This is a genomic window from Aliikangiella marina, assembly GCF_007004765.1.
GTDB lineage: Bacteria > Pseudomonadota > Gammaproteobacteria > Enterobacterales > Kangiellaceae > Aliikangiella > Aliikangiella marina.
On the sequence record NZ_VIKR01000003.1, the window covers coordinates 377,084 to 403,538 of the forward strand.

Consider the following 26,455-nt stretch of genomic DNA (forward strand, 5'->3'; position numbering starts at 1 on the left):
AAACCATCACAAAGCCGCCTTTTGTCGGTCTAAGAAATATTAAAAGAATTTGACATTTAAATGTACTGAAGATATGAAAGAAAATAAACTCTATAAAAAGTATGCTAAGAAACTAGGTGAGTTTGTACTCATACTTGTTATTGTATTCATAGTGCGAAATATATTTTTTCCTAGCCCGCAACTAGATGAGTGGCGTTCATTACCTCCAATACTACTTCAAGCTAAAAGCCAAACCGATGTGGCAGCTTTTATTGAAGAATTTAAGGTTAATGAAGTTGCTCTTGAAAAAGAGCTTAACGTTATAGGTATATCTATAGAAGAGTTTAAGAGTTCAGTGGAGATTGGTTTTATGCTGGATCATCCTAAAGATAAAAAATATGGAGTAACTTTCGTTTTTCGATCGTCAATTGATCATGAGTTACTTTCCCCCGCGTATACAAATATTGTTAATGACTTTTGGAAAAGATACAAGCTAGAACATAATAGTGAAGAGTAATTAGTCGATGGCGCAATTCATCACTTTGTTGCCACTGGGAATATCAATTTAAATAAATAAAAGCTGCCACTCACAAGTACACAATAATACTGAAAGTTAAGGAATAGATATGAAAGCAGTTTTGGTAATTCTAATATTATTAATCCCTACAGTATCTTCCGCTTCAGATAAACCTACTCGAGTAGACATGGCGGGGATTCTTAAAATGTGGGGCAAAGAGAAGCCTGACGCAGAGATTCCTGGAGTGAGCCTCTTTATTACTGGCAAAGCCGCTGAAAAGCTCTATAAAGAATTGAAGGTGGAGCCTTTACGCAACGAGTGCTTTGATGATGGCACTTTAACGAAATACCTTGGCAGGTTTGAATGTAGCTATAGCGAGAAGTATCAATATTCCTGTTCGATTGGAATAGGTTTATCGGATCAGAAGCTTTATTATGCTGAGTCATGTTAAATAGCAAGTCTAGTGGTGAGTTTAATTAGCGCTTTCATCACCAAACGGTCACTCGCATCTTTATTTGATAAGAAATGAAACTTGAAAGCAGTCATTGAATGCAATATGTCAAGAGACTAGTGAAACAACAACTTAAGAAAGTGTATTCTATATGCTAATTATTCAAGAAATTGTGTCACGATGGACAAAGAAGTCTAGAGGAGCTCCTGGTGCGGCTATTAGAAACAGCGTACCTGAGTTTCTTGTAGTATCGGTACCAAATTCTAAAATGGAAAGTGATAGCTGGATTTATCAACGGGAAATATTCGACGAATTCAAAAACTTCAAAGAACCATTCAAGCAGATTAATGTACTTCGACCTTTTAAACTTAACAAGTTTGGTGTTACAGATCTCTCAGCGTTAGAAGATAAAGTCGCAGTTAAAGTTAACTATGGTTCTTGGGGTGGTGCACCCATTAGAGACTATCAGGAAAATGAAGCATTTATGCTATCTACCAAGGAAATTGGCCAAGTGAGGTATAATTGGCGTGTCTCTCATGATGAAGGTGGTTGGGCATATGAGAAAACTGTTTTGAATATCGCTCTAGTTTCCGAGTTCGATTCAAGTTTGTTCGTTAACAGTAAGCCGAATTACATTTATGAAGATATGCCTAATTTGTGGTAGATGGTTTTTAATTAGGTAAAGATCTCAAAATATCACTTTACAGTCATTGGCAACAAGTATTAGCTAATATTTAAAGCAGACATTCAGTATAGCCATTTTGATCAAATGAAAAATATATGAACATAGAACCTTGGTCTGAAATTGATAGTAGATTAGTAAATCAACTTAGAAAATGTGCCGATGAAAAGCGGCTCAACTACTTAGATAAAGTTTCCAATTCTATTACTTATTCGTATATCGAATTTTTAAAGTGTGCAAGCGAACAAAAAATGGATTACGGTCAAGTATTCGGCGATTTCCACTTTCTTTCTGCCTACCAGTTAGAGTTAAATGGGGAAAGAAGAAAGTGTTCAATGAGCGGCAGCTTCGAAGCCTGAACTCGCAAAAAGCTGCGCTTTTTACTCGCCCATTAACACGGATTTTTGCTTAGAGAAAGAATATGCGAATTATAGCCATACTTGTTGTTTTGTTGTCTCTAGGGAAAGCGTTCTCAATGACAGATACTTTAGGCCATTCGTTTGGTTTCAACTTTGTTTTCTTTTCACTTCTATTTTTTGTTTTTGTGCCAATGATAGCAACACGATTGCGGATTAAAATGTTTCAACAATACTGCGATAGTTGGCTGAAAAATAATGGTTACAACTACACACAGATTACACCTGAACCGCACTTGTTATCGAAAGGTAAATTAAGATGGTTAGTTTCGGATGCACAGCTAGTATTTAGTATCAAAAACTGTGAAAAAGAAGAGTTTTGGTTTGCATGTGGTAGTTGGCTATTGGGCCCAATAACTAAACAAGTAAAGGTTTACAAGGTAAATGAAAAAGATGTTCTAATCATTGATAAATTTAAGGCGTCTTAGTGGTTGTGATGCGCTTTACAAACTAAAAATCGCATAACAAAACTCCCATGAGCAATCCATTGAATGCCCACTTTAGGGAAGCAAATACAGCTATAGCTCTATAACCTTCGACTGTCTCCTTTATTGCAATGATTTATTCAACTAACTAGATGCTTTATCTGTAATAAAATTAGGGGTAACTGACTCTAGCCATCACCTTTGAGACACTCGTTGTTCAATTGGATATAATTAAAGCTGCCACTGAATTCTATTGAATTAGTTGAATCATGAATAAAATTAAAGAAAGAGAAGTGTTCATCGAAGATTGTGATTGCGGGGTAAATCACCTTAATAAATATATAGAAGGCATGCTCATAAAACCTGATTCAGACGTTCAGTTTTCAACTGCATTAATTGAACATAATGACGAAAGAGACCTTTGGTTTTGTTTTTTCTCAGTTGGTTGCAAGGGGATAACGGATAAACATTGCTTTTTCACTATTCATTCATACTTTAATGAATTGGGTCGATGTTACAGTATTAAAGATGGCGAAGAATCACCTTTTAAGAATGTATATAGTAAGGATTTATACAGGATAAGCAGAGATGAAGTCTTAAGAGATAGCGTTCTTAAAGGTGTCCTATGAATATAGTACCGAATAATTAAGTTAGTTTTATTATGAATACTAAAGAGTTTAAATTGGTTGTTTATGGAATATCTACCGAGCTAGGATCTAGTCCAGGGCAAGTGATAGAACCCAATGTAACTCCCAATTTTTGGGCTTGTAAATTAGAACATCAGCTGTTTAATGTATTTATTATATGTTCAGAAAATAATGAGTGGGCACTTTTAGATTCCTATGATCCAACCAAGTGTGAATTGAACTTTATTGATAACGAAATGATCTCAAAAGCACTTAGCTCAAGGTTTGGAATAGTTTTAAATTTGAAAAAAAAGCTTGAGAGTGATTTTATAGCGCTGCCTTCAATGAGTGAGAATGACATTAAATACTGGAGGCCGAAAAATCTCGGAGAAGGGATTTTCAATTGGTGGGATTAGCTATAGAGTTTATCTTTCTGGGTGAAAAGAGCCAACGACCGGCAACGTGCATCACTTAGTTGTCTTTTGGTATTTGGAACTTATGAAATAAAAGCAGTCAATCACGCGAACTTGTGCTCTAACATCACTAGTTCTTACCATAACATCTTAATGAAAATACTTACTATGAAGTTGTTAAGTTTAAAAATTGTTTTTATATCTGTGTTTTTTTCGACTTCGTGCCTTGCTAGCCAGGATACTGTCTATTTTTGGAATAATGTTTCGTTTGAAACAGATCAAGGAAAGGTATACCTTCGCGTAGATCAGAAAACAGGTGCCCTAAGTGAAATGCGAGTGTTTATTGATGATAAGGAAGTTAGTGTAGATAACAAGTACTTCTTAGGCTTGTCTTCAATACAGTTGAATACAGTTAAGTATTCTGGAGGGTGTTCTTTTCGCCCTGTTAAGTGCTATAAATACCTAAGTTTTGAATATCGAGTAGATGTTGACTTTGAAGTTTATCCTGACTGGTACGAAGACCCTCAAGTAACGTTTATCTTTAGTGAAGGCCAGTTTGTGGAGAGGAGACAGCGAATTAAAAAGTCACCTAAACTGTGGGAGCTGATATCAACCGACCTTAAAGGTGTAGTTCATGTTGGTAAAGAAGAAATCGTCAGATCATATTAATAAGCGAAAGATTAAAGAAGTATGCTCTATTTAGAGTGTCGATATAGTGACTGTCAGTAATAGTCTTTTAGATATGGAACATTGGTGCTCGTGTGCTGAGAAGGCATATGAGGAAGGTAGAAGCCTAATAGTCGAATTACTTGATGGCTCTACGAAGGAAATTGAACTAAGCGACGCGGAAGGCGAGTTTGATTGTTTAGGAGAAATGCTCAAAGAAGTATTGTTTAAGGCAAAAGAAGAAGGATTTTTTTGGGTTTACCTCTAGCTAAACCTTGTTTGATGTCATTAGAAGAATATAGCGGATCGTTTGGTTGGCCATGTTATGAGAAAATTGAAATTGAAGGTTTTGTAAACTAGCAGTCGAGAGGCTCAAGGCATCAGAGGTTGTGTAAAAAGTATGAACGATAGGCAACTCTCATCACAGACTGTGTGAAAACGATCGATTATTTGTTTGATTTGTGATCTAATGATCTTACGGTCATTCAGCCATCGGTTAACTCAATGAAACGTTTCATTCAAGGTGAAAACCGAAGTCAAAGTACCTTATTTCCCGAAGCATTAGATGATTACATCAGCGAAGAAAATCAGATAAGAGTCATCGATGCTTATGTCGATTCAATCGACTTATTATCACTAGGCTTCAAAGGTGTAGAACCGAAAGACACGGGTCGTCCATCCTACCACCCATCAGTCATGCTTAAGTTATATATCTATGGCTACTTAAATCGTCTTCAATCAAGTCGGCGTTTAGAAAATGAAACGCATCGTAATGTTGAATTAATGTGGTTACTCAGCCGATTAACACCAGACTTTAAAACGATAGCGGACTTTAGAAAAAATAATGGTCGAGGCATCAAGAATGTATGCCGTCAGTTTATCGAATTATGTCGTCAATTAAACTTATTTAGTGAAGCGGTGATAGCCGTTGACGGTAGTCGCTTTAAAGCAGTCAATAAAAAGAATCGAAACTTCACCCAGGCGAAAGTAAAGTCACGGATTGAACGAGCGGAAGCGAGTATCAGCGCATATATGTCAGCGCTTGATAAAGCCGATAGAGACGCACCGAAAGATACAGCTACTCAAGAAAAACTTAAAGATAGAATTCAATCATTGAAGGATAAAATTGTTGAGCTTAATGAAATAGACAAGCTGCGAAAAAAGTCACCCGATGGTCAACTATCTTTGACCGATCCAGATTCCAGGGCGATGTCGACAAAGGCCAATATATCAGGGCTTGTGGGATACAATGTTCAATCAGCCGTAGAGTCTAAGCACTATCTGATAGTAGCTCACGAGACGACCAACAGTGGCTCAGATCGAAACCAATTAGCGAATATGGCCAAGCAAGCTCGCTCAGCAATGGGCAAGAAATCGCTGACGGTATTAGCTGACAAAGGGTATTACAGCAGCTTGGATATATTAGCCGTTAAAGAGTTAGGAATGGAGCCATTGGTACCTAAAATTTTTACGTCAGGCAAAAAAAAGCAAGGAATGTTTACCAGGGATGAATTTAAGTATCAGCCCAAAAGAAATGAATATCGATGTCCCGCAGGAGAGCGACTGCCTCATCGCCACTCGTCATTTGAGCGAGGAATGAACATTCATACTTACTACAGTAGCAACTGTCGAACTTGTAAGCTCAAACAAAAATGTACAACGGGAAAAGAGCGCAGAGTCCGGCGATGGGAACATGAGAAAGTCTTAGAAGAAATGGACGATGCGTTAAAGAAATTTCCTGATCCTATGTTGGTACGAAAATCGACAGTTGAGCATCCGTTCGGAATAATAAAGTCATGGATGGGGGCAACGCATTTCCAAATGAAGACATTAAAACATGTGAGCACTGAAATGAGTCTGCATGTCTTGGCGTACAATCTAAAACGAGTGATGAAAATAATGGGAAGTAAAACGCTGATAGAAGCGATAAAAGCCTGAGGAAGGCTTGGCTTTAATATATCGATGAAATAAGGCCTTATACGAGCGTATATGACGGCTCTTAAATTGGCGCAAATATTAAAGAAAATATTTCATAATAAAATTAAAATTCGTTAAACCGGCTAAGAGAAAGCCTAAATAGCAATTGAGACCATAATATGTGATGATAGGGTGTTTTCACACAGGCTGATCACAAAAGAGACGCTCGTCTTGATAAAATAGTCTACTAAAAGTGGTCGTTAAAATGGATTGAAAGGTTAGATAATTGGGAATCATTAAAGAAAAGAATGAAATTGCTAAACGAGGCCTTTCTTTAGCTTCGGAGCTGGACAAATTATCGAAAAAGTATCATGTTAAATCTGACATACATGAAATGTTAGCATGGGAAGCTGATATTCTTAGAGCGAAGTCTCGTGATTTAATAGAAGGTTGTGGAGTTATGGAGAATTAAAAACACTCGGCTTTTTCGATTAATCGCGATTCGAACGCCGATAAAGAGCTATCGGATATTTCAGTAAAGGTAAAAAAATTCATAATCACTATCAGAGTCATGAAAACTCATAGGTCTTTTGGATTGATAGGATTGCCTGTTTTCATCACCGTCCAGCCAGTCGAAAAAGTAAATAAAAGAGCCCAAATTACTAAAAGGTGACACTCGGTTTCTTAACTTAGTTAATGTTGAAACATAATATCGTGAATCTCCCGTCTCAACCACTTTCTCATTGGATCTTGGTGAGTACGAGCATGCCAAGTTTGGCTGATATTCACCTTGGGCAACTTAATAGGACATTTATAGATAGATAATCTTTCATAATTTAAAGCGGACATCCTTGCTATAGATTCGAGGCAAACAACAATACAATTTGTATCTTTAACAATGAGCGGAGGCGCTAAAAAACTTGAAACGCCCGCAACGACCTTTCTGGATAGGTTCAGTTCACGTAACTCCTTATCGACTATTCCATCAAGATCACCAGATAAAGTAGTTATTATATGTCTACAGGCTAAAAAACCTTCGAGGTCAAGATGGTCCTTAATTTTTGATGTATCGCTATTAGCTAATACCACAAAGGACTCTTCTTTTAGCTTTTGCTGATAGTAAGAATCAGATAAACCATGATAGAAGCCAGCAATTGCTATGTCGCATTCGCCAGTTTCCAGCTCTTTTTTGGGCAACTTTCCTAAGGTATTGTGGCAAACCAATTTTAATTTTGGTGCTTTCATTTCGATCCGAGCTAAAAGGCTTGGTAGTAACAATTGCTCGATAAAGTCAGTAGTATATAAGTGAACAGTATCTTCATTAAGCAGGAAGTTTTGAGACTCGAGTTGGTGGTATAAACCTTCAATCGACTGAATTGCCTGTAATACTTGAGGTGCTATTTGTTCTGCTAATGGTGTTATCGTTAGCCCTCTAGCCGCTCTTACAAAAAGCTGGTCATCAAACTCATTCCTTAATTTATTTAACTTATGGCTGAGCGCAGGTTGGCTGAGAGCCATCCGTTTTGCTGCGTTAGAAAGGTTCCTCTCTTCGAATAAAACTTTGAATGCAAACAGTAAGTTTAAATCTTTACTTGAGATATTCATATTTTGGATTGGAGCTATTAAATCTATTCATTTCTTGTGAGTGTAGTTTGTCATTAAACTGCACGTCAACTAATCACAGGAGATAATTATGAGTAAGTTACGTTTAGGTATTGTAGGTTCAGGTATGATCGCTGGAGTTATTGCTAATGCGGTGAGGCAAGTCGAAAGTATTGAGCTAGTTGCGGTGGCAAGTCGTCGTCCAATTTCTGCCAAAGCATTTGCTGAAGAGCATGGCATCGACCAAGTATTTGATACTTGGCAAGAGATGCTTGCATCTAGTGTTATTGATGCTATTTATGTCGCAACGCCAACTGCAAGCAAAGAAGAAATTGCTATCTATGGCGCACAAAACAAGAAGCATTTATTAGTTGATAAACCCTTTGCTAGTTTTGAATCCTTAGAAAATATCATCAAGGCTGCAAAAGCAAATGCTGTTAGTTTTATGGATGCGACTCATTTCACTCATAACCCACGCACTAAGACGCTTAATAATTTGATGCAAGAAGAAATTGGCGCACCACAAGCGGTTAGAACTTCCTTCTTCTTTCCATTCATGGACAGAAATAACATCCGTTTTAATATCGAAAAAGAACCGACTGGCGCAGTAGGTGATATGACTTGGTATTCAATGCGTGCTATTGCCGAATATTTAAAGCCAACTGTACCAGTCAAGACTGTATCAGGTGGTATTGTCAGAGACGAAGAGACAAATGCGGTTATCCGTGGCTCGGGTGTCTTAGTGTTTGAAGATGGCAAATCATCTACATTCGACTTTGGATATAACGCTGGAACCTGTTTGATGGACTTAGATGTGCTTGGTCATGAAGGCGTATTTAGCATGTCTGACTTTGTACTAGATTGGAAAAATGGCTTTGCCTTTGATAACCAAGAGCATGTAATCGGATTTACCAAGCGTACTGGAATGCAATTACCTAAAGAGCATAAATATATCGAGGCTGATTCTTCTTTCCCTCAATCGGTGTATATGATGAAAAATTTTGCTGATTTAACTGCAAATGCTAAATCGAAAGAGAATGTTCAAGCACAACATTTAGCTTTGTTGACTCAACAATTATTGGATAAATATTGGGAAGCCGTGGCATAAGCTATAGTTTTAGCGAAATAATAAGTAAATTTAAAGCGCTGTATTTCGAAAAACGTAGTTGTAGTTTTCCGTCTAGTGCAGCGTTGAATGGCTGCTTTGCGTATGCCAGTTCGCGGTCACGTTCAAGATATTGCTATGACCGTTATATGGCAATCTTTGACTCAACAGATAATATAGTTTTTCCACATACCCAAACACAAGCTATAGAAATAGGCTAATTCTTTAACTTCCAATTTGTTAGGGCCCAATGTGGGCAAATAGTCTTAATCGATTTGATATCGAAATCCCAGTTGAAGCCATCGAGGGAGTTGTGGAACTTCGGTAAACACAGTTGAACTTCCTTCTCCTGGCACACCGTATTTCTCGTCGAATAAATTGTTAATTTTTAGGGAAACATGAAAGTTATTAAAAAGATTTATTCTTTCTAGGTATAAATCGGCGACAGTAAAAGCACTTGCTGACTTGTCCAATCCATCACCGAGCTCAGAAAGTGTCGACCGTCCTTGCCAACGAATAACTGGCGATACAACCCAATCGTTTTTACGCCAAGTTAATCCGAGTCTGAGTTTTTCGTTGGAGGTAAAAGGCAACTCAGTTTCTTGTTCGTTTGCCTGACGATCGCCATCAACGTAACTAAAATTAATCCAACTTTTTAGTTGAGAGCCAGAACTCAATTCTGTTTGGTAATTTAACGTAAAATCAATTCCAAAAGATTCGAGTTTGCCAAGGTTTTCATTGATTTGTGTGGTCGCAATAGTGCCACCTGATATAAAGTCGTCGATCGCGGTGTCAGTTATCGCAGGTTGAATAATATCATCTAAGCGATTAAAAAATAGGTCCGATTGAAACAATAAAGAGTCAGACAATAGATGTGTCCAACCGATCTCTAAAGTTTTCATTTTTTCAGGTTTAAGATTTGGGTTTGGTATTTGAAAGAAAAAGCTTTGATATAAATCGTCATTTCTCTGAAATTCAAAAGAGCCGAAAAAGCGAAACCGATTCTGTGGCGATGGTGCGAGAAAAGCTTCTCCATAAGACAACTTCAACGATGTTTTTTCGGACTGCCGATAAACCAAACCAATTCTGGGAATTAAAGTGCTCCCATAAGTTGAAGAGTCTTCGTACCTTACCCCTAATGTAGTTGTTAACTGCTCGTTGATCTCACTTTGCAATTGAGAAAACAAACTGGTGTTATGCCAATTAATATGAAAAATTGGTATAGCAATTTCATTGTTGGTATTTGGGAAAAACAGCTGCTGTGCAGAAGGTGGTAAACCGGTTTGATAAGGAGTTGGTAGATCTGCTGTTAACGGGATTGACTCTAAATCCTCATATGAGTACCCAAAAGTTAGAATGTTATTTTCGCCAAGCGATGCCTTAAATATTTGTCGCCAATCTTGTTTAGTACCTTTTGCATACTTATAACTTTTTTCAAACCCAACAAAAATATTAGCGAAGCTTGTTTGCGGAGAAAGTTCGTAAAGGTTATCAGTGATTTGAATTTCCGTCGACCAAGTATCGCTGAGTTGACGAGTAAACTTCAGGTAGCTTGTTGCCAAAGTTGATTCCCAAAGCGGCTCTTGTCCATAGTCAACAAATTGAGGTAGTGCTAATGCTGTTGAGTACTGAAATGCGCGCTCGGTATAACCCACAGTCCATGCTTCGCCAAGGTTTAGCATAATATCTAAGCTGTGACTTCTGTTTTGTAAATTTGGTGCTGCTCGCTGTTGCGCTGGAACAATAACATCACCATTAAAATTAATTAAATCGGTTAACGGAAAGCTCTCAGGGTTAGCTGATACGATGTCGTTTAAACTTTGTTGGTGCTTATGAGCACCCAAGCGTAATTTAAAACGTTCGTTTTTCCAATTGGCCAGGATATGGGCACGACCATAGTCAGTTTCTCCGCCGACAACGGAAAATTCTGACTGGGGTTCAGTATCACTGGTTGTAATTAGATTTATCACAGCGGTCATAGCGTCAGCCCCATATAGGGCTGATGCCGGTCCAAAAAGAATTTCAATCTGCTGGACGAGATACAATGGGAAGTTTTCCGCAAGCGCGATTACATCGCCAGTGGCCGGTGTTATTCTAAATCCATCTTGCAGAATGATGAGTTTATTGTTTCCGAATACGCCACGTACGCCGATACGATTGAAGTCAGGTGATTCGGAAGCCCATGCATGATCAAAGCTGATTGAGTCTTGTAATGCGTCAGTCAATGTTTGGTAGCCGCGCTCTTGAATTTCTTGGCGTGAGATGACTCGCAGGGTTGCGGGAGCATTGACGACTTGTTCTTGTGAAAGGCTAGCCGAGGAAACTTTGACCTTCATCAGGTCGTTAAGTGACAAGTTAAAGATATCCTCTTCCGAACCAGAAGCATGGAAGCTGGTAGAAAGCGTTAAAAATGCGGTAGAGATAACAGCTAATGGACGCATAAAATCGGATATTTATTAGTATCTAGCTAAGTCTAGCTGAGAAAATGCGAGTTCGCTACGTTAAATTTTAGGGAAATATGCTAGTAACTCTCTGAATTTTAACGAGTTATATTTATTGTGCGGCAGAGAAAGCTTGTCAGAGAAAAGGGCGCTGAGTAGCGCCCTTTTGTTAATGGCGAAGATTAATATCGCCCAATCTGGATTTATCTTAGGTTTTTATTAAGGAACTCAAGTGATCGCGCATAAAACTCCTCGAGATTCTTTTCATCAGCGAACCCGTGACCTTCATTATCTTTGAACATCCACTCAAAAGGCATATTTCTCTCTTCGAGAGCCGCTCTCAAAATATGTGCTTGCTCTGGCGTCACTCTGCGATCTTTGCCCCCGTGAACAATAAATACAGGGATTTTAAGGTTGTTGATATAGGTAATTGGCGACTCATCTTTTAGCAGTCGTTCATCAGACCCATAAACTTTTTCAGCTTCTTTTGAGACTGAGCGAACATCTGCGTAGTCAGCATCTTTTTCTTGCTCGAGCGCGTCATATACGCCAGCAGCAGCGATGCTACATTTAAATAAGTCCGGCTCAATGGTCGGTGACATAACGGCTGAGTAGCCCCCGAAACTCCACCCCATAATACAGGCTTTGTCATCGCTAATGTTATCAAGTGACATTGCCCATTTAGTCCCGTCGATGATGTCATGCTGAATCAAAGTACTTCGTTTTTTATAAGCAACTTCCTCATATTCTTTACCGTAGCCACCAGAGCCGCGATAGTTGACTTGGAGAACCGCAAAGCCATTGTTAGCAAGCATCTGTGGCGTGGTGTCAAAATTAAAGTGCCAACCGTCACGAACACCATATGGACCGCCGTGTACATAGGTTACCATCGGCGTATCAGCGTGGGCGTTATTGGGTAAAGTTAAGTAACCATAGATTTCTTTGCCATCTCTTGCTTTAAATGCAATTGGTTTTTTCTCGACCATCGTTTGCGGTTCTAGCCAGCTTTTCTGACTGAGTAAGTATTCAGCAGATTTTTTCTTGGGGTTATACAAGTAGAAATCACCTGGATTTCTATCACTCATGACCATTACGATGATCTCGCTCATATCCTCGGTTCTTGAGGTGATTCTAATATCATGTCCTTCGAAAGCTTCGAATAGACTTTTATGGAGTTGTGCGAACTCATCTTCTTTGTCTAAGTAGTGATACTCAACATTGCCGGGCATAATACCTACACCGACTACGGATCCCTCTCCAGGTTTGGTAACCAAGTTATGGATATCTGTTTTTTCGTTTTGAAAGACCTTACTGATTTTTTTGGTTTGCATATTGTATTGGTATAAAGCCTGCGTTCCATTGTTAGGATGAGTTGATAGATAAAGGTTTTCACTTTTCTGATCGACAAACAATGGCTCAAAACTGCTGAGTTTTTCATCCTCGGCTATTTCGTTCCACTCGCCATCGTTAAACCAAAACATTCTGTCCTTGCCTTCGATATCCACACCGCTTGAGATAACCGGTTCTCCTTGGGCGTTAACAACCACTCTCATGTTTCCAAACGGTGTTGTTGCAACTGTTTTTTTACGACCGGTGTACGCGTTCAATTTGATAATTTTAGTGGGTGAATCCATGTCCCGACGAAAAAAACTGTAGGACATAATCAAAATGTGTTTTGGATCATCGGGGAGCAAATGCATGATCCGAGCGGATGCTAAATCATTACCTTTGCGATTACTGATCTTTCCTGATTTATTGGCGTCATAACCAAATATTGCGCCTCTTCTAGAACCATCGATATTGATGCCATAAATGTCTCCCATGGAACGACCCGCGGCGAACCGCTGACTATCAATACTTCGTGTAAAGATGACACGTTCATTATTGAGCCAATAGAATTGTTCTATGTGTTCACCTTGGCCAAAATCAAAATCCCTGACGGGCTTCATTGTTTCGCGATTGATGATTGCAAGAGCAGTACTGTCTTTACGCGGAAAAGTGGCCGCGAAATGCTTTCCGTCGGGTGATAATTTTATATTTCTAAACTGAGCATCTTTAGCAAAATATGAGAGAGGTAGAGGTTTTGCTGCGATAGTGAAAGTTGTCGTACATAATATAAAAAAAGAAATTATTTTTTTTATCATAACCTTATCCTTAGGTTTAAGAATGGATAGTCGAACGTTGTTAGAATAATAAAGAAATATACTGCGCCAAAGGGGCTTTGTGAAAGTAACTATTTTACAAACTATCGATTTTTTAGCGGAATCGTCACATTTAACAGCGCAAGACTGGTGAATCTTCTCACTCAAAAAAAAGAGGGCACGTAGCCCTCTAAGATTCTGAGTATTAAGTGTTTAGCTACCAATATTTTTTTCTAAAAAGTTCAAAATTTTGGTGTAAACCTTACGACGGTTATCTTCATCATAGTAGCCATGCCCTTCATTGCCTAGCTCTAACCATTCATAAGATTTGTCGATTTTATCAAAAGCTTCCATCAGGTTTTCTGCATGTTCGATAGGGGCTCTTTCATCTTCTTCTCCATGAATGAGCAGTATTTCAGCTTTAATCTTATCAACATTATGAACGGGAGAACGGCGTTTTTGGTCTTCAATATCATTACCTAGTACTTCTTTAAGATATGCTTGGCCACTGTCACTCTCCGCGATGTCACCTTCCTCAAACATAATCGGTAAATCATAAACACCGACAGAACCGATTGCACACTTGTACAAATCAGGTTCGCGAACCGTTCCCATTAGCGCCGCATAACCGCCGTAGCTCGCACCATAAATACAAATTCTTTTAGGGTCGGCAATACCTTGCTCAATCATATATTTCGTAGCATCGGTTAGGTCATCTTGCATCAGAGTTCCCCACTTACCATGTCCTGCTTCCTCAAACTGAGTACCAAAACCGCCGCTACCACGATAGTTGACTTGAAGAACTGCGTAACCTCGATTAGCTAACAGCTGAACTTCCCAATCGAATCCCCAATAATCTCTGACTCCGTGAGGCCCACCATGAGGAAGTACAACAAGCGGCAAATTTTTAGCGTCTTTTGTAGGTAAAGTTAAGAAACTGTTCAGAGCAACACCGTCTCGAGTTTTGATTTCAACTGCATTCATTGGCTTCATCAATTCGAGTTTAATCGTTGGCCGAGTAGTGACCAAATAATCAGCGCTCAACTTTTGAGTATCGAATAAGTAATAATCTCCAGGGTTCGTATCAGAATACACATGAACGATGACTTTTGATTCATCCTCTGTGGAACTGGTGATGGTAATATCGTAACCTTCAAACGAGCTCACAAGCATTTTATGTAGCTTAGCTTTCTTATCTTTTTTATCTAAGTAATGGTATTGTGGTTTGTCCCAATTGGTACCCACCGCCACAATTCTCTTCCCAGAAAAGTCTCTAATGTATTCTGAAATATTGACTTTTTCGTCGTGGAAGATTTTCTCTATCGCCTTGGTGTTTAAGTTCATTAGGTACAAAGCTCTTGTGCCTTCACCAACATTCGCCGACAGATAGACGCTTTGGTTATCCTCGGTAAAACTAATCGGAATAACATTTTTGCCCTCAAAGTTGTCTAACGAAAAGTTTTCCCAGTCGGCATCTTTATCCGCTTTATAAGAGAGGACTAAATTGTTAGATTTATCTACTGCCACCGAAAAGCGGGTGATACTGTTGTTATCGGTGAGCGCTGAGGCTAACGGCATAGGCAAACCGCCGACCTGTCGACGAGAGCCATCATACACGTTTAATTTTAATATCTTAGGCTTGGCATCTTTGTTGGTTACCCAAAAGTTGCCTGCTATTCGCCAAGGGTAAAAGGCGATTAGAATATGTTCATCATCATCTTCGAGCATATCGATGATTTCATGGTTTCCGTAAGCGGCTTTGTTCTTCTTAATACGCGACCCCGTTTGCATTTCGCCGGCGCTTTGTCCAAAGATATATCGATGCTTCGAACCATCGATATTTACACCAACAAGATCACCAGTGTCTCTCAGTGTTTTGTCCCATGCATATCTAACAGTTACGGTATAAACAAGTCTCGTATCATTAACCCAATAAACACGTCCGATGCCTTTTCCAGAGCCAGGAACGTTGAACGCTTTTTGCGGTTGGCGAGTTTTAGCATCGAGAATAACAAGTAGATCTTCTCCGTCTTTTTTAACAATCACCGACATTTTTTCACCATCAGGTGATATTTGGAAATTGGTCTGAGTTGGAAGTCGAATAAAATCATCCAAGGTCATGGATAAGTTGTTTGCGTTTGTTTGTAAGCTTATGACAAGCAACAAAAACAGCACGATATGATGAATTTTTATGCGCATTGTATTTCCCCAAGTGTTTTTATAATTGGCTTCATTCCATTAGCAGCGATTATACCGACTAATTTATTTTAGAGTGTATTAAAAATCCGCCAATAACTATCAATAATCAGCCAAAACAAGCAATCTGACTAATTTTTGAGCAGCTTACTATATCTGCAGACGCTTTGCATAAGGTTTGTATGATAGGTGGTCGATTTTTGAGCAACATAAGTTTTGAACCGTTATCGAGATTATCTCGACTTAAAAGGTGATTACTGAACAATTAGAGGGTTTATTGATGAAAGCACGAATTAAAAACTGGCTTCTTTTCTTCACATTAAGCATCGTTTCTCATACCGCTTGGGCGGCTCAAGACTATAACTCGTCTCGCTCCAATACCACCTCCGCTCGTGAAAGCGTAGAGTTAGTGCTGGCGAAGATACTCAAGGACATCCAACGCGAGATTGCTACGGGCATTAAAAAAGAATTAGCTAACCAAAGCTCGAGAATTAAAGGCGCTGCGCCTGATATGCGGATGACCTTAACCGTTAAGATTTCACCCAAAGGCAGCTCACGAGCTCAGTACTACAATTCGTCTCGCTCTAATAATATCAATGGGCATAGTGGCGGATTGGCGACTGAGTTGAAAAAGCGATTATCAACAATGCAGAGTCAGATTATTAAAGAATTCAGGAAAAAACATCCCAAGCCGAGAACAAAAAACAACCGCATGCCTGATTCCTTTTTTGATATATGGGTCGACGTTCGAGTTGCAAAGCAACCGGGTAAAGCTCGCCGAATCAACAAAAGATAATCGATGAAAAATCTACCTAAAAAAAGGGGCCAACTGGCCCCTTTACAATCAATGTTTTGCTAGAGTTACTTGAGTAAATGCTCTTGCATAAACAATACTACGGCTTGCTGGTAAATATCGCGATTTTCTTTTTTACGATAACCGTGTCCCTCATTTAAGGCATTCATATACCAAACGGGAATATTTTCCTCTCTCAATGCTTTAACGATCTGAATCGCTTCGGTTACTGGCACTCGTGGGTCATTTTCACCTTGGACAACAAACATCGGTACTTTAATTTTTTCCACGTTGTTATTTGGTGAGATTTTTTCTAAATGAGCCCGCATTTTAGGATCTCTTTCATCGCCGTACTCAACTCTTCGTAAATCTCTGCGGTAACTTTTTGTGTTTTCCAAGAAGGTAACAAAATTAGAAATACCGACGATATCGACTGCCGCTTTTAGGCGATCACTGTAATGAACCGCACTTGCTAAAACCATGTAGCCGCCATAACTTCCGCCAAATACCGCGACGCGCTCTTTATCTAAATCGGGTTGGGTCTCAATCCAATCCAAAAGGGCACCAATATCTTTCACCGAATCTTCTCGCTTAAAGCCATTATCCAGTGCCACATATTCTTTACCATAGCCGCTAGACCCCCTAACGTTTGGTGCAATTACGGCAACGCCTAATTTAGCCAGCCACATCTGAAAAGTGCTACTAAAGTAAGGACGATACTGAGCTTCAGGGCCTCCGTGAATTGATATAATGACTGGAAACGGACCTTTTCCTTCCGGTTTATAAACAAATGCGGGAATTTCACGGGTAACCCCATCCTTCTTGTCGAACGTTGGATAACGAACTAACTCAGGTTCTATGAACGACTCGGAATTTAGTCCACCGACTTCACTGTAGGTCCAACGTTCAAGCTTTCCGGCTTGAGTAGGATCCTTTTTAAGGTTCAGTACGAAGGTGTCTGTCGGTGTTTTCGGTGTGTTAATTGACATCGCAAGCTTACTGTTATCGGCATTAAACTCCATGCCACCAACCACACCAATCGGCAAGCTTTTCACGGGCTTGTATTCAAGGGTTTTAGTATTTAACAGATATAATCGACTTAAACCATTTTCATTGGTCACAAACGCTGCTCGGGATTTGTCTTTGTTAAATGTTGTGCCTTGCACATCCCAATTAATATCTTTGGTAACGATTGTTTCTTTGCCGGTTTTAATATTTCGATAAACCAGTTGAGTAAATTGGCTATAGCGATCAGTTGTAATGAAAACGCCTTCGCCTTTGGCGTCAAAATCGAGGCCGAAATTTCTCGATTGCTTTTCTTTATCACCAGCGACCACGGTTAGTTTGCCGGTCTTTAAATCTTTGAGGTGAACTAAGGAACTGGTTGAGGAGATATATTGCTGAATTAACAGTTTATCTGCTTGCTTGTTAAATGCTCTCGGTCCCCACCAAGTACCATCAGGTGACTCGACCGCAATCTCGTGTTCAGGATTGTTGTTCTCATCAAAACTTGCAAGCCAAACATCATTTGAACGGCCATTACGTCGAGTGCTTTGATAAGCGAGTTGGGTACCATCGCGGTTCCACAATAATGCACCATTGCGCGACTCGCCATCGGAGATCATTTTATAATCACCGGTTTTTAAATCCATGGTGAAGATCTGGGCATACTCGCTACCACCCGCATCCATGGTAAACGCCAGAGCATTATTATTCGGTTGCATTGAAACTTGTCCAATGGGCTCGTCAAAGAATGTGAGCTGATGACGCGCGCCACCCGCTTTATCGACCCGATGAAGTTGCGCGACATCGCCAAATCGGGTGGTGATAATGATACTTTCGCCGTTCTGAGTCCAGCCATCAAAACCAGCCGATCGAACATTTTGGTACCGATTGAGATCTTGACCTATCGATGCAGGAATTTGCGGAATGTCCTCGAGGACTAAGTTTCCATTATTTAACGTTCTGGTTTCGACGGCACTTAGGGAGAGAGAGATAAGTGCGGATGTTGTTAACAGTGAGATTTTCGATGCAAGTGCGCTTCTTTTCATTGTTGAGCCCTTTTGGTCGCATTTAAGTGAAATTAATAGTATCACCTCGTTAGTTGCAGCTCTAATCCTTGAGTGTAAATAACCTTTTCCGTGCATTGATAGACAGTGTTTTACGATACAACCGCCTATGACGTGGATCAGGGAATCTTTTGTGAGTGTCTGTAAGATTAATATTTAAGGGTGAACCAATTGTCTGAAGTCGCGTCGATAGTATCCACTTGCCTAAAACAACAATGCTAGTTGTATTTCAGGTAACGCAGAGAGCCTTTTGCAGAACCTAATGCAGAACCTAATGCAGAAACGAGGAGGCGATATGTATAAATCTCAAAACGTTTTAGTTGTTGTTGATTTTCGGCAAGAAAAACATCATGCATTACCCAGGGCGCTCGAACTTGCAAAACGCTTTGGCTCTCAATTGACGGTGATTACCTGTGTTTATCAACATATCGTTGATTTAGTGCCTAACGGCAGTGGGATCGATCTTGAGCGAATACGGCATGAAGCCACCGCACATTATGAGAATGAATTGAGAGATATGGTTAATCCGCTCATTGAGGCAGGTTTTCAGGTCGATGCCGACATTCACTTTGAGGTTCTATGGAGTAAAAGTTTCTCCGAGGGACTGCTTCAATATGTAAGTGCGAATAATTTTGATTTGGTCGTAAAAACAGCGCATCAACACGGCACACTCGAGAAGGTGTTTTTTACACCCACCGATTGGCACTTATTAAGAGATTGCGAAACGAATATTCTGTTTGTCAAAAAAGGCGCTTGGCCTTCATCAACCAATATTTTAGGTGCAATTAATATTGAAGATGACGAAGCACACCAACGATTAAATCATGACATCGTCAATGCCACGGCGGCAATCGCCGAATCTTGCCAAAGTGATGGCCACATTTTAAATGTATTTCCTTGGGCTAAAATTGATTTGGACAAATTTAAGTATCTCTTTGATAAAGAAGATCAGTTTTTAGCGATAAAAAATATTCACAGAAAACAAGTCGAAGCGTTTGTAAAAGATTATCCGTCGTTGCTTGATAATATTATTATTGCCGAGGGATTAGAGCCTGATGAGACGATTCCGGAAATTATTAAATCAACTTTTTCGGATTTGTTGATTATGGGGTGTGTCAGACGCAGGGGCTTTGCAGGGATGGTGATTGGCAACACCGTAGAAAAAATTCTTGATGACATCAATTGTGAGGTTCTTGTTTTAAAGTAGCTTGATGAATTGTAACTAACATCATGACTAAGCGATAAGCTCACTCTCTAGCGAGTCATTTTCTTAGCAGAACTACAACAAATAGCGCCAGAGTGCGGCTACCTAAAGTTGCCAGGAGAAGTAAAAGGAAAATAAGAGAAGGTAAGTCTATCGTAGTTTGCTCGCCACATTAGTGGCGAGTTTGATTTCCTTTGACACCATGATGAGTTTTGATGTCAACTTCCGAAAAGCTAAATTGATTAAGGCAAAATTCGCATTTTACGGCAACCTCGCCTTTGCTTTCGATAATCTCAGTAATTTCTTCTTCAGGTAGCAGACTGAGGGAGTCGAGCATTTTTTTCTCGCTACATCCACAAGTAAATTTAACCTGATCAGTGGTCATTCCGCGAATACTTTCTTGATGGAATAAACGGTGCAAAATAATATCGCTAGAAACGGATAAACATTCTTCTTCCTTTAACGTTGATGCTAAATAAACCAAGTGATCAAACGAGTCTTCACTCAGCATATCAGGAAGCGCTTGGAGAAATAATCCGAATACTTGCGATTCGTTATTAAACAACCAGATACGTGTTTTCAGCTGTTCAGATTGATTAAAATAATTTTCAATACATTCTGCGAGGTTTTCACCATCTAATGGCACGATACCTTGATAGCGCTTGCCTTTTAGCGGTTCGATCGTGATTGAGAGATGACCGCCACTAACAAGGTCGGTAAATGAGTCATTAGAAAAATCGGCACTTTTGTCATACCTTGCCAACCCCCTGTAGCCGAGCTTATGAGTTGTTTGTACAACCAGCATTTTTAGTTTGCTGTTAGTTTGCAACTGCAAAGAAATTTTTCCTTCGAACTTTAGCGTCGTAGCCAACAGTAAGTTAACTGCCGCAGCTTGTTGGAGTAGGTTTGCGATGACATTCGGATAGTCATGGCCTTTTAGCACACGCTCAACAGTGTCTTTTAACTCGACGGCTTCGCCGCGAATTCCATGGGTATCAAATATAAATCGATGGAGTAAATCAGACATACGGTATCAATGCTTTAAATCAATAGACGCGCAATTATACCTTTGCAAGCAAGTCGGCAAAAGGAAATTTGAAAGGCAGGGAGAAAAAAGGCGGATGTTGTGGGATCCGCCATAAAAAACTAAGCAGCTTTGCTGTTAGTACTCTCGAAAATCTTATCTGCTGAGGAAGCAATAAAGCCCTTGAATAATTCGCCATTCGCTTTAGGATAGCGAAGCGCAAATTCATAGAAGCAACTTGGAATCGTGAGTGTTGTATCGCTGAACTTAACTTCAACATGGTTGGCCAATGTTGAAGACTGCTCTAGCATCGATTCTGGTGTACCTTTAACTTCGCCACCTGAGGTATTCAGTGGGAATCCATTATCTTTAACAAATTGGTTCACCTGTTCAATAGTCTCGAACTGCGCTAAATCGTTAATCGAAACAGTGAAGTGATTCGGGCGATATCCAAATGCAGCGACCCAGGCAGCGTACTCACTCTCTTCAAGCAATCTCTCATAGACATCTGAGACGATAGTCCAAGGTCGACCGGAATACATAAAGTCTTGTTCTTTCACTTTGTTTAAATCGACTTGTGAAACCAGTTGCTTAATTAAAGTTTGTGCTTCTCGTGAAAACTCCTCGACTTTAAGCTCGCTGATAAATACCAACGGCATAGTTGGATGAGCATAGTGTTTCGCACGAAGCTTCTTTTTCTCAAAGTCGTACTCTTGAACTTCCACATAGCCTGCTTCGAGTAACGGAGCGGCAACATCTTCTACTCTGAGACCTGGAAGACCGAAGGTTCTGAATGCGACGTGATCGTTAACTACCTGATTTTCTTGGCTAAAAAGCTCGAAAATTTTCAAAGCATCTGGATTAAGTGCCAAGTAGTCTTGCCACATGTTCTCAAATAATTGTTCTACTGACTGTGAATTGCTCATTTTTTACTACTCTATTAAAGCGATCTCTTTAACGGCCGCGATGAATTGACCGACAGACTGGTTAAATAATGCGCGCACTATAGCTATTTAATAGTTAGAGGAATAATATTGATTGTGTATACTTGGTATAGGAAATAGTGATGGCCAACAGACTATCATCACCTTAGTTATACAGTAACCAGACATTACGAAAAATAGAGATTGAAATGGATCTAAGAGAACTACGTTATTTTGAATCAGCCTATGAGTTAGAGAGTATTAGCGCGGCGGCTAAGCATTGTTTTGTTTCTCAGCCATCGATCTCAGCGGCAATTCAAAACTTAGAGCACTTTCTCGGAGAATCCTTATTTGTCCGTCATACGCGCGGAGTCACGCCAACGGAAGCGGGCCACCGATTGTATCCGTTATCGCAACAGCTAACCGGCCAAGCGCGTTCGATAAAACAACTGTTTCAACAAAAAGCGGCTATTCAACCATTTCGCTTAGGGGTTGTGCAGGCGCTTGGGGCTTCGCGAATGAGCCATCTAATCAAAGAAATAATCGATTCGGTCGATGGACTGGAATTGACCCTTGTTGATGCGGATAAGCGAGCCTGTGAAGCAAGAATTATCGCGTCTAATATGGTAAAACCTGGCGAGGTATTTATGCCATTTTGGCGTGATGAGTTTTTAATGGCATTGCCACCCGGACATGCTTTGAGCTATCAGTCAGAACTTTCTTTGGAAGATCTGGATGGTTTGAATTTTATATTAAGAAGCCCTAGCCTCGTCACACGAACCTTAATGCGGAAGATGGAGCCCAAGGACATCAAAATGAATATCCGAGCGCGCATTCATACGGTTGAATATGCGGTTGAGCTAGTCGCGGCGGGAGTTGGCGCAGCTGTTGTCCCGGACCATCCCAGTTTTTATAACACACAGCAAGTTCCTCTTCTAAAAATAAAAGGTATGCAGTTTGATCGAGTGATTGGGTTAGCCTGGTCGCGTGAAGCTGAGATGGACAAAACGTTAGAGTCAGTCATTAACGTATGCAAAGTCAACAAAATAGACCACTTTGATTTGCAGCCTTATGAAATTAAGTAACTTGTCACTCGATCTGCCATTTGTTTTTTAAATCAACTAAGATTCCGGTTGATTGGAGCGCAGTGTAGGCGGTCATTATCTGATTGATATGTCTCTTATCAGTGCCTTTACTAAACGCAAAATACAAATCATTGCTGAAAGCATCGAGCTCTACAAACTTTTCGAGATCTTGACTGCTTAATCCCAGGCTTTCCGCTCTCTTTGGCGCTTCATCAGTTGCAAAAATAAAATCCACTTGTCCCGCCTGCAACATTTTAAGACTTTGGTTCGAATTATCGACTAAATACAGGTGGCTAAATCCTTCGTCTTTGGCTGTCTGAGCGGCGTTGGTGGAGCGAGAAATGGCGAACCGAGCTCCTTTTAAATCCTCGTAAGACAATGATTGGGGCTTATTTTGCCCTTTCATTCGCCAAGCATAAATTCTTTCCCGCATCAGCTTCCCGCCCCAAACAAACTTATTTTCTCTTAGCGCAGAGCGAGAAATTGAGAAAATAAGATAATTGGGTTTTTCAAGGGCCAGTTTGTAGGCTCGTGGCCATGGGATTACTTTGATTTCTGTATCGAGTTTCGCCTGAGCTAACAGTTTTGCCATTACCTCTGCGCAATAGCCAGTTAACTGTTCATTCTCGGTGTAATATTGATAAGGCGCTCTATTCTCAGTCACAAACTTCAGTTCGCTCGCCGCAGAAGCCTGATGAATCAAAACGAGTAATAGACAATGCAAATAAGGCTTAAAAGTCATCGCTTGAATCGACAATAAAATAACCTTAAGTGTAGATCAGTATTATTTATTAGGAAAAAAATAACCCCGAAGGCTTTCACCATCGGGGTTATTATAGAACTTAGTTGGTAGCACTGAGTCTTCAAAACTCAGCACCTAAAACTTAAATTCTTATTTTTTCTCGTTACGCTCTTTCACTTCAGCAATAACTTCTTCTGCCACGCTGTTAGGGCATGGTAGGTAGTGAGAGAATTCCATCGAGAATTGACCACGACCTGAAGTCATTGTACGTAAGTGACCGATGTAACCGAACATTTCTGAAAGTGGTACGTCAGCTTTGATGCGAACGCCAGTCACACCTGCTTCTTGAGACTTGATCATGCCACGACGACGGTTCAAGTCACCGATTACATCACCAACGTGATCTTCTGGAGTGAACACGTCAACTTTCATGATTGGCTCAATTAACTGAGGACCCGCTTTTGGAATCGATTGACGGAAAGCACCTTTAGCAGCGATTTCGAAAGCAACTGCGCTCGAGTCAACTGCGTGGAATCCACCGTCGAATAGTTCGATTTCTACGTCTTGTACTGGGAAGCCAGCAAGTACACCTTCGTCCATCATGCTGTTGAAACCTTTTTCAACTGCAGGCCAGAATTCACGAGGAACGTTACCACCGACAACTGTTGATTCAAATTTGAACCCAGTTCCTGGCTCACCAGGCTTGATACGGTAGTCGATTTTACCGAACTGACCAGAACCACCTGATTGCTTCTTGTGAGTGTAACTGTCTTCGATTGGCTGAGTGATAGTCTCACGGTACGCGACCTGAGGCTTACCAACTTCAAGCTCAACACCATAAGTACGCTTTAAGATATCAACTTTGATGTCCAAGTGAAGCTCACCCATACCTTTAAGGATGGTTTCACCAGTTTCTTCGTCAGACTCAACAACAAATGAAGGATCTTCAGCAACCATTTTACCGATAGCGATACCCATTTTCTCAGAACCGCCTTTATCTTTAGGCTTAACAGCAATCGAGATTACTGGCTCTGGGAATACCATTGGCTCAAGCGTACAAGGATTGTTTGGATCACAAAGGGTGTGACCAGTTTGTACGTTCTTCATACCAACAACAGCGATGATGTCACCCGCTTGCGCGCTGTCTAACTCAGTACGCTCATCAGCGTGCATCTCAACCATGCGGCCGATACGCTCTGTTTTACCGGTGTAAGAGTTGAGCACTGTGTCACCTTTCTTCATTACACCAGAGTAAATACGGATAAAGGTTAAAGCACCGAAACGGTCGTCCATGATTTTGAACGCCAATGCGCGAAGAGGCTCGTTTGCATCAACTGTTGCTACTTCACCGGTCTCTTCACCTTCTTCGTCAGTTAAAGGTTGTGGTTTAACTTCTGTTGGTGATGGTAAGTAGTCAACAACAGCGTCAAGAACCAATTGAACACCTTTATTTTTGAACGCAGAACCACAGTAAGTTGGGAAGAACGCTAGTTCATTAGTTCCTTTACGGATACAACGCTTAATGTCTTCTAAAGAAGGCTCTTCACCTTCTAAGTATTTTTCCATCAGGTCATCGTCTTGCTCAACCGCAGTTTCGATCAACATTTCACGGTATTCAGCTGCTTTGTCGACTAAGTCTGCAGGAATGTCTTGGACTTCGTAGTTTTCTGGAAGACCTGTGTCATCCCAAACGTAAGCTTTCTGGCTTAAGACATCAACGACACCAACGAAATCATCTTCAATACCGATTGGTAAAGTCATTACCAATGGGTTTGCGCCAAGAACATCTTTTACTTGTTTAACAACGCGGTAGAAGTCAGCACCCATACGGTCTAACTTGTTGACGAAGATTAAACGAGCAACTTCTGATTCGTTCGCGTAACGCCAGTTGGTTTCTGATTGAGGCTCAACACCACCAGAACCACAGAAAACACCAACACCACCGTCAAGTACTTTAAGAGAACGATATACTTCTACTGTAAAGTCAACGTGTCCAGGAGTATCGATGATGTTCATACGATGGTCTTTCCAGAAACAAGTTGTAGCAGCTGACTGGATAGTAATACCACGCTCTGCTTCCTGTTCCATGAAGTCAGTTGTTGACTCACCGTCATGTACTTCACCAGTTTTGTGGATCTTACCGGTAAGCTTCAAAATACGCTCAGTTGTAGTGGTTTTACCCGCGTCTACGTGAGCGAAAATGCCTATATTTCTGTATTTAGATAAATCAGCCATTGTTCTACTCTAATTAATTAAAAAAATAACTCTTAAATTCTTGGCGCTACTCGCGAAAGGCGCGCATTATACACTAGTTATTTGTTGTCGGCTATTTGGATCTTGCATAAAAATTAAACAAAGATTTTCCCCCGAAAATAAGCGCGTTTTAAGGTGCTTCGATGAACCACTTGAAGTGAATGTCGAGACTTAAAAGGTGGGGGTAAACCTATTGTTAATCAAAGGGTTAGCTGTTTTCTTTAGTCGCTGATGCCACCTAGCTACCTTCGGACTGAGGATCGTAGTCGTGAATATTTTTAAAGCGGTGAATCATGCGGCGCTGCTTTTTGTCGGGCTTTTTGTGAGTCGTCGGCGCTGCGAGCTTGCGCATTTGGGTGGTTTCTTCCCTTTTGCGAATACTTTCAGCGGTTTCTTCATAAAGCGTTTGGGCAACCTTTGCTGGTCCGCGTTTGTCCGATAGTGCCGTGACAATAACCGTTTTCTCATCGAAACCTTGGCGCAACTTGATGGTCTCACCAAGTTGAACCACCTTACCGGGTTTTGGTTTTTGGCCTTCGTAATGGACTTTACCGCCATCTATCGCGGCTTTCGCGATAGCGCGAGTCTTGTAAAAACGACAGGCCCACAACCATTTGTCTAATCGAATTTTGGATTCCTGTGACATATTCCCAACTGTGGCTTAAAAAGTTACAAACTAAGGTATTTATTTGTTATTCTTTGACCCCATTTTAACAAAGGTGGCGTTGATATCGCCAGATTGGTGTAATTAGTTGTGGTTATTTCAGAAAACTGAAATTTACCAG

Annotated in this window: 24 protein-coding genes; 14 read left to right on the forward strand and 10 right to left on the reverse strand. The window is 40.3% G+C overall.

Features of this window, described 5'->3' with window-relative positions; translation table 11 throughout:
- Positions 1-73 precede the first annotated feature (73 nt).
- The 10 genes from FLL45_RS13605 (at position 74) to FLL45_RS13650 (ending at position 6,564) form a co-directional block, all read left to right on the forward strand.
- Positions 74-496: a hypothetical protein gene (locus FLL45_RS13605; protein ID WP_142942602.1), complete on the forward strand. Its 423-nt coding sequence runs from the start codon at positions 74-76 to the stop codon at positions 494-496.
- Between the two features lie 109 nt (positions 497-605).
- Entirely contained in the window at positions 606-947 is a 342-nt protein-coding gene (locus FLL45_RS13610) for a hypothetical protein (protein ID WP_142942603.1), read from the forward strand.
- A gap of 151 nt (positions 948-1,098) precedes the next feature.
- The gene (locus tag FLL45_RS13615) at positions 1,099-1,611 is read left to right on the forward strand and encodes a hypothetical protein (RefSeq protein ID WP_142942604.1); all 513 of its coding nucleotides are present in this window, start codon (positions 1,099-1,101) and stop codon (positions 1,609-1,611) included.
- 116 nt (positions 1,612-1,727) lie between these two features.
- Complete coding sequence (locus FLL45_RS13620) at positions 1,728-1,988, forward strand: hypothetical protein (RefSeq protein WP_142942605.1); 261 nt, start codon at positions 1,728-1,730, stop codon at positions 1,986-1,988.
- Between the two features lie 116 nt (positions 1,989-2,104).
- Complete coding sequence (locus FLL45_RS13625; RefSeq protein WP_142942606.1) at positions 2,105-2,473, forward strand: hypothetical protein; 369 nt, start codon at positions 2,105-2,107, stop codon at positions 2,471-2,473.
- A gap of 658 nt (positions 2,474-3,131) precedes the next feature.
- The gene (locus FLL45_RS13630; protein WP_142942607.1) at positions 3,132-3,512 is read left to right on the forward strand and encodes a hypothetical protein; all 381 of its coding nucleotides are present in this window, start codon (positions 3,132-3,134) and stop codon (positions 3,510-3,512) included.
- A gap of 150 nt (positions 3,513-3,662) precedes the next feature.
- Complete coding sequence (locus FLL45_RS13635; protein WP_142942608.1) at positions 3,663-4,178, forward strand: hypothetical protein; 516 nt, start codon at positions 3,663-3,665, stop codon at positions 4,176-4,178.
- A 46-nt stretch (positions 4,179-4,224) separates the two neighbouring features.
- Positions 4,225-4,443 carry a hypothetical protein gene (locus FLL45_RS13640; protein ID WP_142942609.1) on the forward strand — a complete coding sequence of 73 codons (219 nt, stop codon included), beginning with the start codon at positions 4,225-4,227 and terminating at the stop codon, positions 4,441-4,443.
- A gap of 236 nt (positions 4,444-4,679) precedes the next feature.
- Entirely contained in the window at positions 4,680-6,113 is a 1,434-nt protein-coding gene (locus FLL45_RS13645) for an IS1182 family transposase (RefSeq protein ID WP_142942610.1), read from the forward strand.
- 265 nt (positions 6,114-6,378) lie between these two features.
- The gene (locus tag FLL45_RS13650; protein WP_142942611.1) at positions 6,379-6,564 is read left to right on the forward strand and encodes a hypothetical protein; all 186 of its coding nucleotides are present in this window, start codon (positions 6,379-6,381) and stop codon (positions 6,562-6,564) included.
- A 221-nt stretch (positions 6,565-6,785) separates the two neighbouring features.
- Here FLL45_RS13650 and FLL45_RS13655 read toward each other — a convergent pair whose 3' ends face one another.
- The gene (locus FLL45_RS13655) at positions 6,786-7,697 is read right to left on the reverse strand and encodes a LysR family transcriptional regulator (RefSeq protein ID WP_142942612.1); all 912 of its coding nucleotides are present in this window, start codon (positions 7,695-7,697) and stop codon (positions 6,786-6,788) included.
- An 88-nt stretch (positions 7,698-7,785) separates the two neighbouring features.
- Here FLL45_RS13655 and FLL45_RS13660 point away from each other — a divergent pair, with 88 nt between their 5' ends.
- Positions 7,786-8,802 (forward strand): Gfo/Idh/MocA family protein, encoded by a 1,017-nt coding sequence (locus tag FLL45_RS13660; protein ID WP_142942613.1) that lies wholly within the window; start codon positions 7,786-7,788, stop codon positions 8,800-8,802.
- Between the two features lie 263 nt (positions 8,803-9,065).
- On the opposite strand, the gene FLL45_RS13665 is transcribed toward FLL45_RS13660, so the two are convergent.
- From FLL45_RS13665 to FLL45_RS13675, 3 genes are all read right to left on the reverse strand, one after another.
- The gene (locus tag FLL45_RS13665; RefSeq protein WP_142942614.1) at positions 9,066-11,240 is read right to left on the reverse strand and encodes a TonB-dependent receptor plug domain-containing protein; all 2,175 of its coding nucleotides are present in this window, start codon (positions 11,238-11,240) and stop codon (positions 9,066-9,068) included.
- Positions 11,241-11,443: 203 nt separating this feature from the next.
- Complete coding sequence (locus FLL45_RS13670) at positions 11,444-13,384, reverse strand: alpha/beta hydrolase family protein (RefSeq protein ID WP_142942615.1); 1,941 nt, start codon at positions 13,382-13,384, stop codon at positions 11,444-11,446.
- Positions 13,385-13,594: 210 nt separating this feature from the next.
- Positions 13,595-15,580 carry an alpha/beta hydrolase family protein gene (locus tag FLL45_RS13675; RefSeq protein ID WP_142942616.1) on the reverse strand — a complete coding sequence of 662 codons (1,986 nt, stop codon included), beginning with the start codon at positions 15,578-15,580 and terminating at the stop codon, positions 13,595-13,597.
- Positions 15,581-15,857: 277 nt separating this feature from the next.
- Between FLL45_RS13675 and FLL45_RS13680 the strand changes: the two genes are divergently transcribed.
- A complete protein-coding gene (locus tag FLL45_RS13680) occupies positions 15,858-16,373 on the forward strand; it encodes a hypothetical protein (protein WP_142942617.1) in 516 nt (171 codons plus the stop codon).
- 65 nt (positions 16,374-16,438) lie between these two features.
- Here FLL45_RS13680 and FLL45_RS13685 read toward each other — a convergent pair whose 3' ends face one another.
- Positions 16,439-18,421 (reverse strand): S9 family peptidase, encoded by a 1,983-nt coding sequence (locus FLL45_RS13685; protein WP_142942618.1) that lies wholly within the window; start codon positions 18,419-18,421, stop codon positions 16,439-16,441.
- A gap of 313 nt (positions 18,422-18,734) precedes the next feature.
- On the opposite strand from FLL45_RS13685, the gene FLL45_RS13690 reads away from it, so the two are divergent.
- Positions 18,735-19,646: a universal stress protein gene (locus FLL45_RS13690; RefSeq protein WP_185964461.1), complete on the forward strand. Its 912-nt coding sequence runs from the start codon at positions 18,735-18,737 to the stop codon at positions 19,644-19,646.
- A 169-nt stretch (positions 19,647-19,815) separates the two neighbouring features.
- On the opposite strand, the gene hslO is transcribed toward FLL45_RS13690, so the two are convergent.
- Positions 19,816-20,670, reverse strand: a complete 855-nt coding sequence (hslO, locus tag FLL45_RS13695) for an Hsp33 family molecular chaperone HslO (RefSeq protein ID WP_142942620.1) — start codon at positions 20,668-20,670, stop codon at positions 19,816-19,818.
- Between the two features lie 119 nt (positions 20,671-20,789).
- Positions 20,790-21,593, reverse strand: coding sequence for a DUF1338 domain-containing protein (locus tag FLL45_RS13700; protein ID WP_142942621.1), 804 nt, complete (start codon positions 21,591-21,593; stop codon positions 20,790-20,792).
- A gap of 206 nt (positions 21,594-21,799) precedes the next feature.
- Between FLL45_RS13700 and FLL45_RS13705 the strand changes: the two genes are divergently transcribed.
- Positions 21,800-22,675 (forward strand): LysR family transcriptional regulator, encoded by an 876-nt coding sequence (locus tag FLL45_RS13705; RefSeq protein WP_142942622.1) that lies wholly within the window; start codon positions 21,800-21,802, stop codon positions 22,673-22,675.
- A gap of 4 nt (positions 22,676-22,679) precedes the next feature.
- Here FLL45_RS13705 and FLL45_RS13710 read toward each other — a convergent pair whose 3' ends face one another.
- The 3 genes from FLL45_RS13710 to hslR all read right to left on the reverse strand — a co-directional run bounded on the left by FLL45_RS13710 (position 22,680) and on the right by hslR (position 26,316).
- A complete protein-coding gene (locus FLL45_RS13710) occupies positions 22,680-23,432 on the reverse strand; it encodes a substrate-binding periplasmic protein (RefSeq protein ID WP_142942623.1) in 753 nt (250 codons plus the stop codon).
- Between the two features lie 135 nt (positions 23,433-23,567).
- The gene (gene fusA / locus FLL45_RS13715) at positions 23,568-25,652 is read right to left on the reverse strand and encodes an elongation factor G (protein ID WP_142942624.1); all 2,085 of its coding nucleotides are present in this window, start codon (positions 25,650-25,652) and stop codon (positions 23,568-23,570) included.
- Positions 25,653-25,908: 256 nt separating this feature from the next.
- Positions 25,909-26,316, reverse strand: coding sequence for a ribosome-associated heat shock protein Hsp15 (hslR, locus tag FLL45_RS13720; RefSeq protein WP_142942625.1), 408 nt, complete (start codon positions 26,314-26,316; stop codon positions 25,909-25,911).
- Between the last annotated feature and the right edge of the window lie 139 nt (positions 26,317-26,455).

Coding starts and splice junctions, on each gene's coding strand:
- FLL45_RS13605 (WP_142942602.1), top strand. CDS start 74: ATGAAAGAAAATAAACTCTATAAAAAGTATGCTAAGAAACTAGGTGAG.
- FLL45_RS13610 (WP_142942603.1), top strand. CDS start 606: ATGAAAGCAGTTTTGGTAATTCTAATATTATTAATCCCTACAGTATCT.
- FLL45_RS13615 (WP_142942604.1), top strand. CDS start 1,099: ATGCTAATTATTCAAGAAATTGTGTCACGATGGACAAAGAAGTCTAGA.
- FLL45_RS13620 (WP_142942605.1), top strand. CDS start 1,728: ATGAACATAGAACCTTGGTCTGAAATTGATAGTAGATTAGTAAATCAA.
- FLL45_RS13625 (WP_142942606.1), top strand. CDS start 2,105: ATGACAGATACTTTAGGCCATTCGTTTGGTTTCAACTTTGTTTTCTTT.
- FLL45_RS13630 (WP_142942607.1), top strand. CDS start 3,132: ATGAATACTAAAGAGTTTAAATTGGTTGTTTATGGAATATCTACCGAG.
- FLL45_RS13635 (WP_142942608.1), top strand. CDS start 3,663: ATGAAAATACTTACTATGAAGTTGTTAAGTTTAAAAATTGTTTTTATA.
- FLL45_RS13645 (WP_142942610.1), top strand. CDS start 4,680: ATGAAACGTTTCATTCAAGGTGAAAACCGAAGTCAAAGTACCTTATTT.
- FLL45_RS13655 (WP_142942612.1), bottom strand. CDS start 7,697: ATGAATATCTCAAGTAAAGATTTAAACTTACTGTTTGCATTCAAAGTT.
- FLL45_RS13660 (WP_142942613.1), top strand. CDS start 7,786: ATGAGTAAGTTACGTTTAGGTATTGTAGGTTCAGGTATGATCGCTGGA.
- FLL45_RS13665 (WP_142942614.1), bottom strand. CDS start 11,240: ATGCGTCCATTAGCTGTTATCTCTACCGCATTTTTAACGCTTTCTACC.
- FLL45_RS13670 (WP_142942615.1), bottom strand. CDS start 13,384: ATGATAAAAAAAATAATTTCTTTTTTTATATTATGTACGACAACTTTC.
- FLL45_RS13675 (WP_142942616.1), bottom strand. CDS start 15,580: ATGCGCATAAAAATTCATCATATCGTGCTGTTTTTGTTGCTTGTCATA.
- FLL45_RS13680 (WP_142942617.1), top strand. CDS start 15,858: ATGAAAGCACGAATTAAAAACTGGCTTCTTTTCTTCACATTAAGCATC.
- FLL45_RS13685 (WP_142942618.1), bottom strand. CDS start 18,421: ATGAAAAGAAGCGCACTTGCATCGAAAATCTCACTGTTAACAACATCC.
- FLL45_RS13690 (WP_185964461.1), top strand. CDS start 18,735: ATGTATAAATCTCAAAACGTTTTAGTTGTTGTTGATTTTCGGCAAGAA.
- hslO (WP_142942620.1), bottom strand. CDS start 20,670: ATGTCTGATTTACTCCATCGATTTATATTTGATACCCATGGAATTCGC.
- FLL45_RS13700 (WP_142942621.1), bottom strand. CDS start 21,593: ATGAGCAATTCACAGTCAGTAGAACAATTATTTGAGAACATGTGGCAA.
- FLL45_RS13705 (WP_142942622.1), top strand. CDS start 21,800: ATGGATCTAAGAGAACTACGTTATTTTGAATCAGCCTATGAGTTAGAG.
- fusA (WP_142942624.1), bottom strand. CDS start 25,652: ATGGCTGATTTATCTAAATACAGAAATATAGGCATTTTCGCTCACGTA.
- hslR (WP_142942625.1), bottom strand. CDS start 26,316: ATGTCACAGGAATCCAAAATTCGATTAGACAAATGGTTGTGGGCCTGT.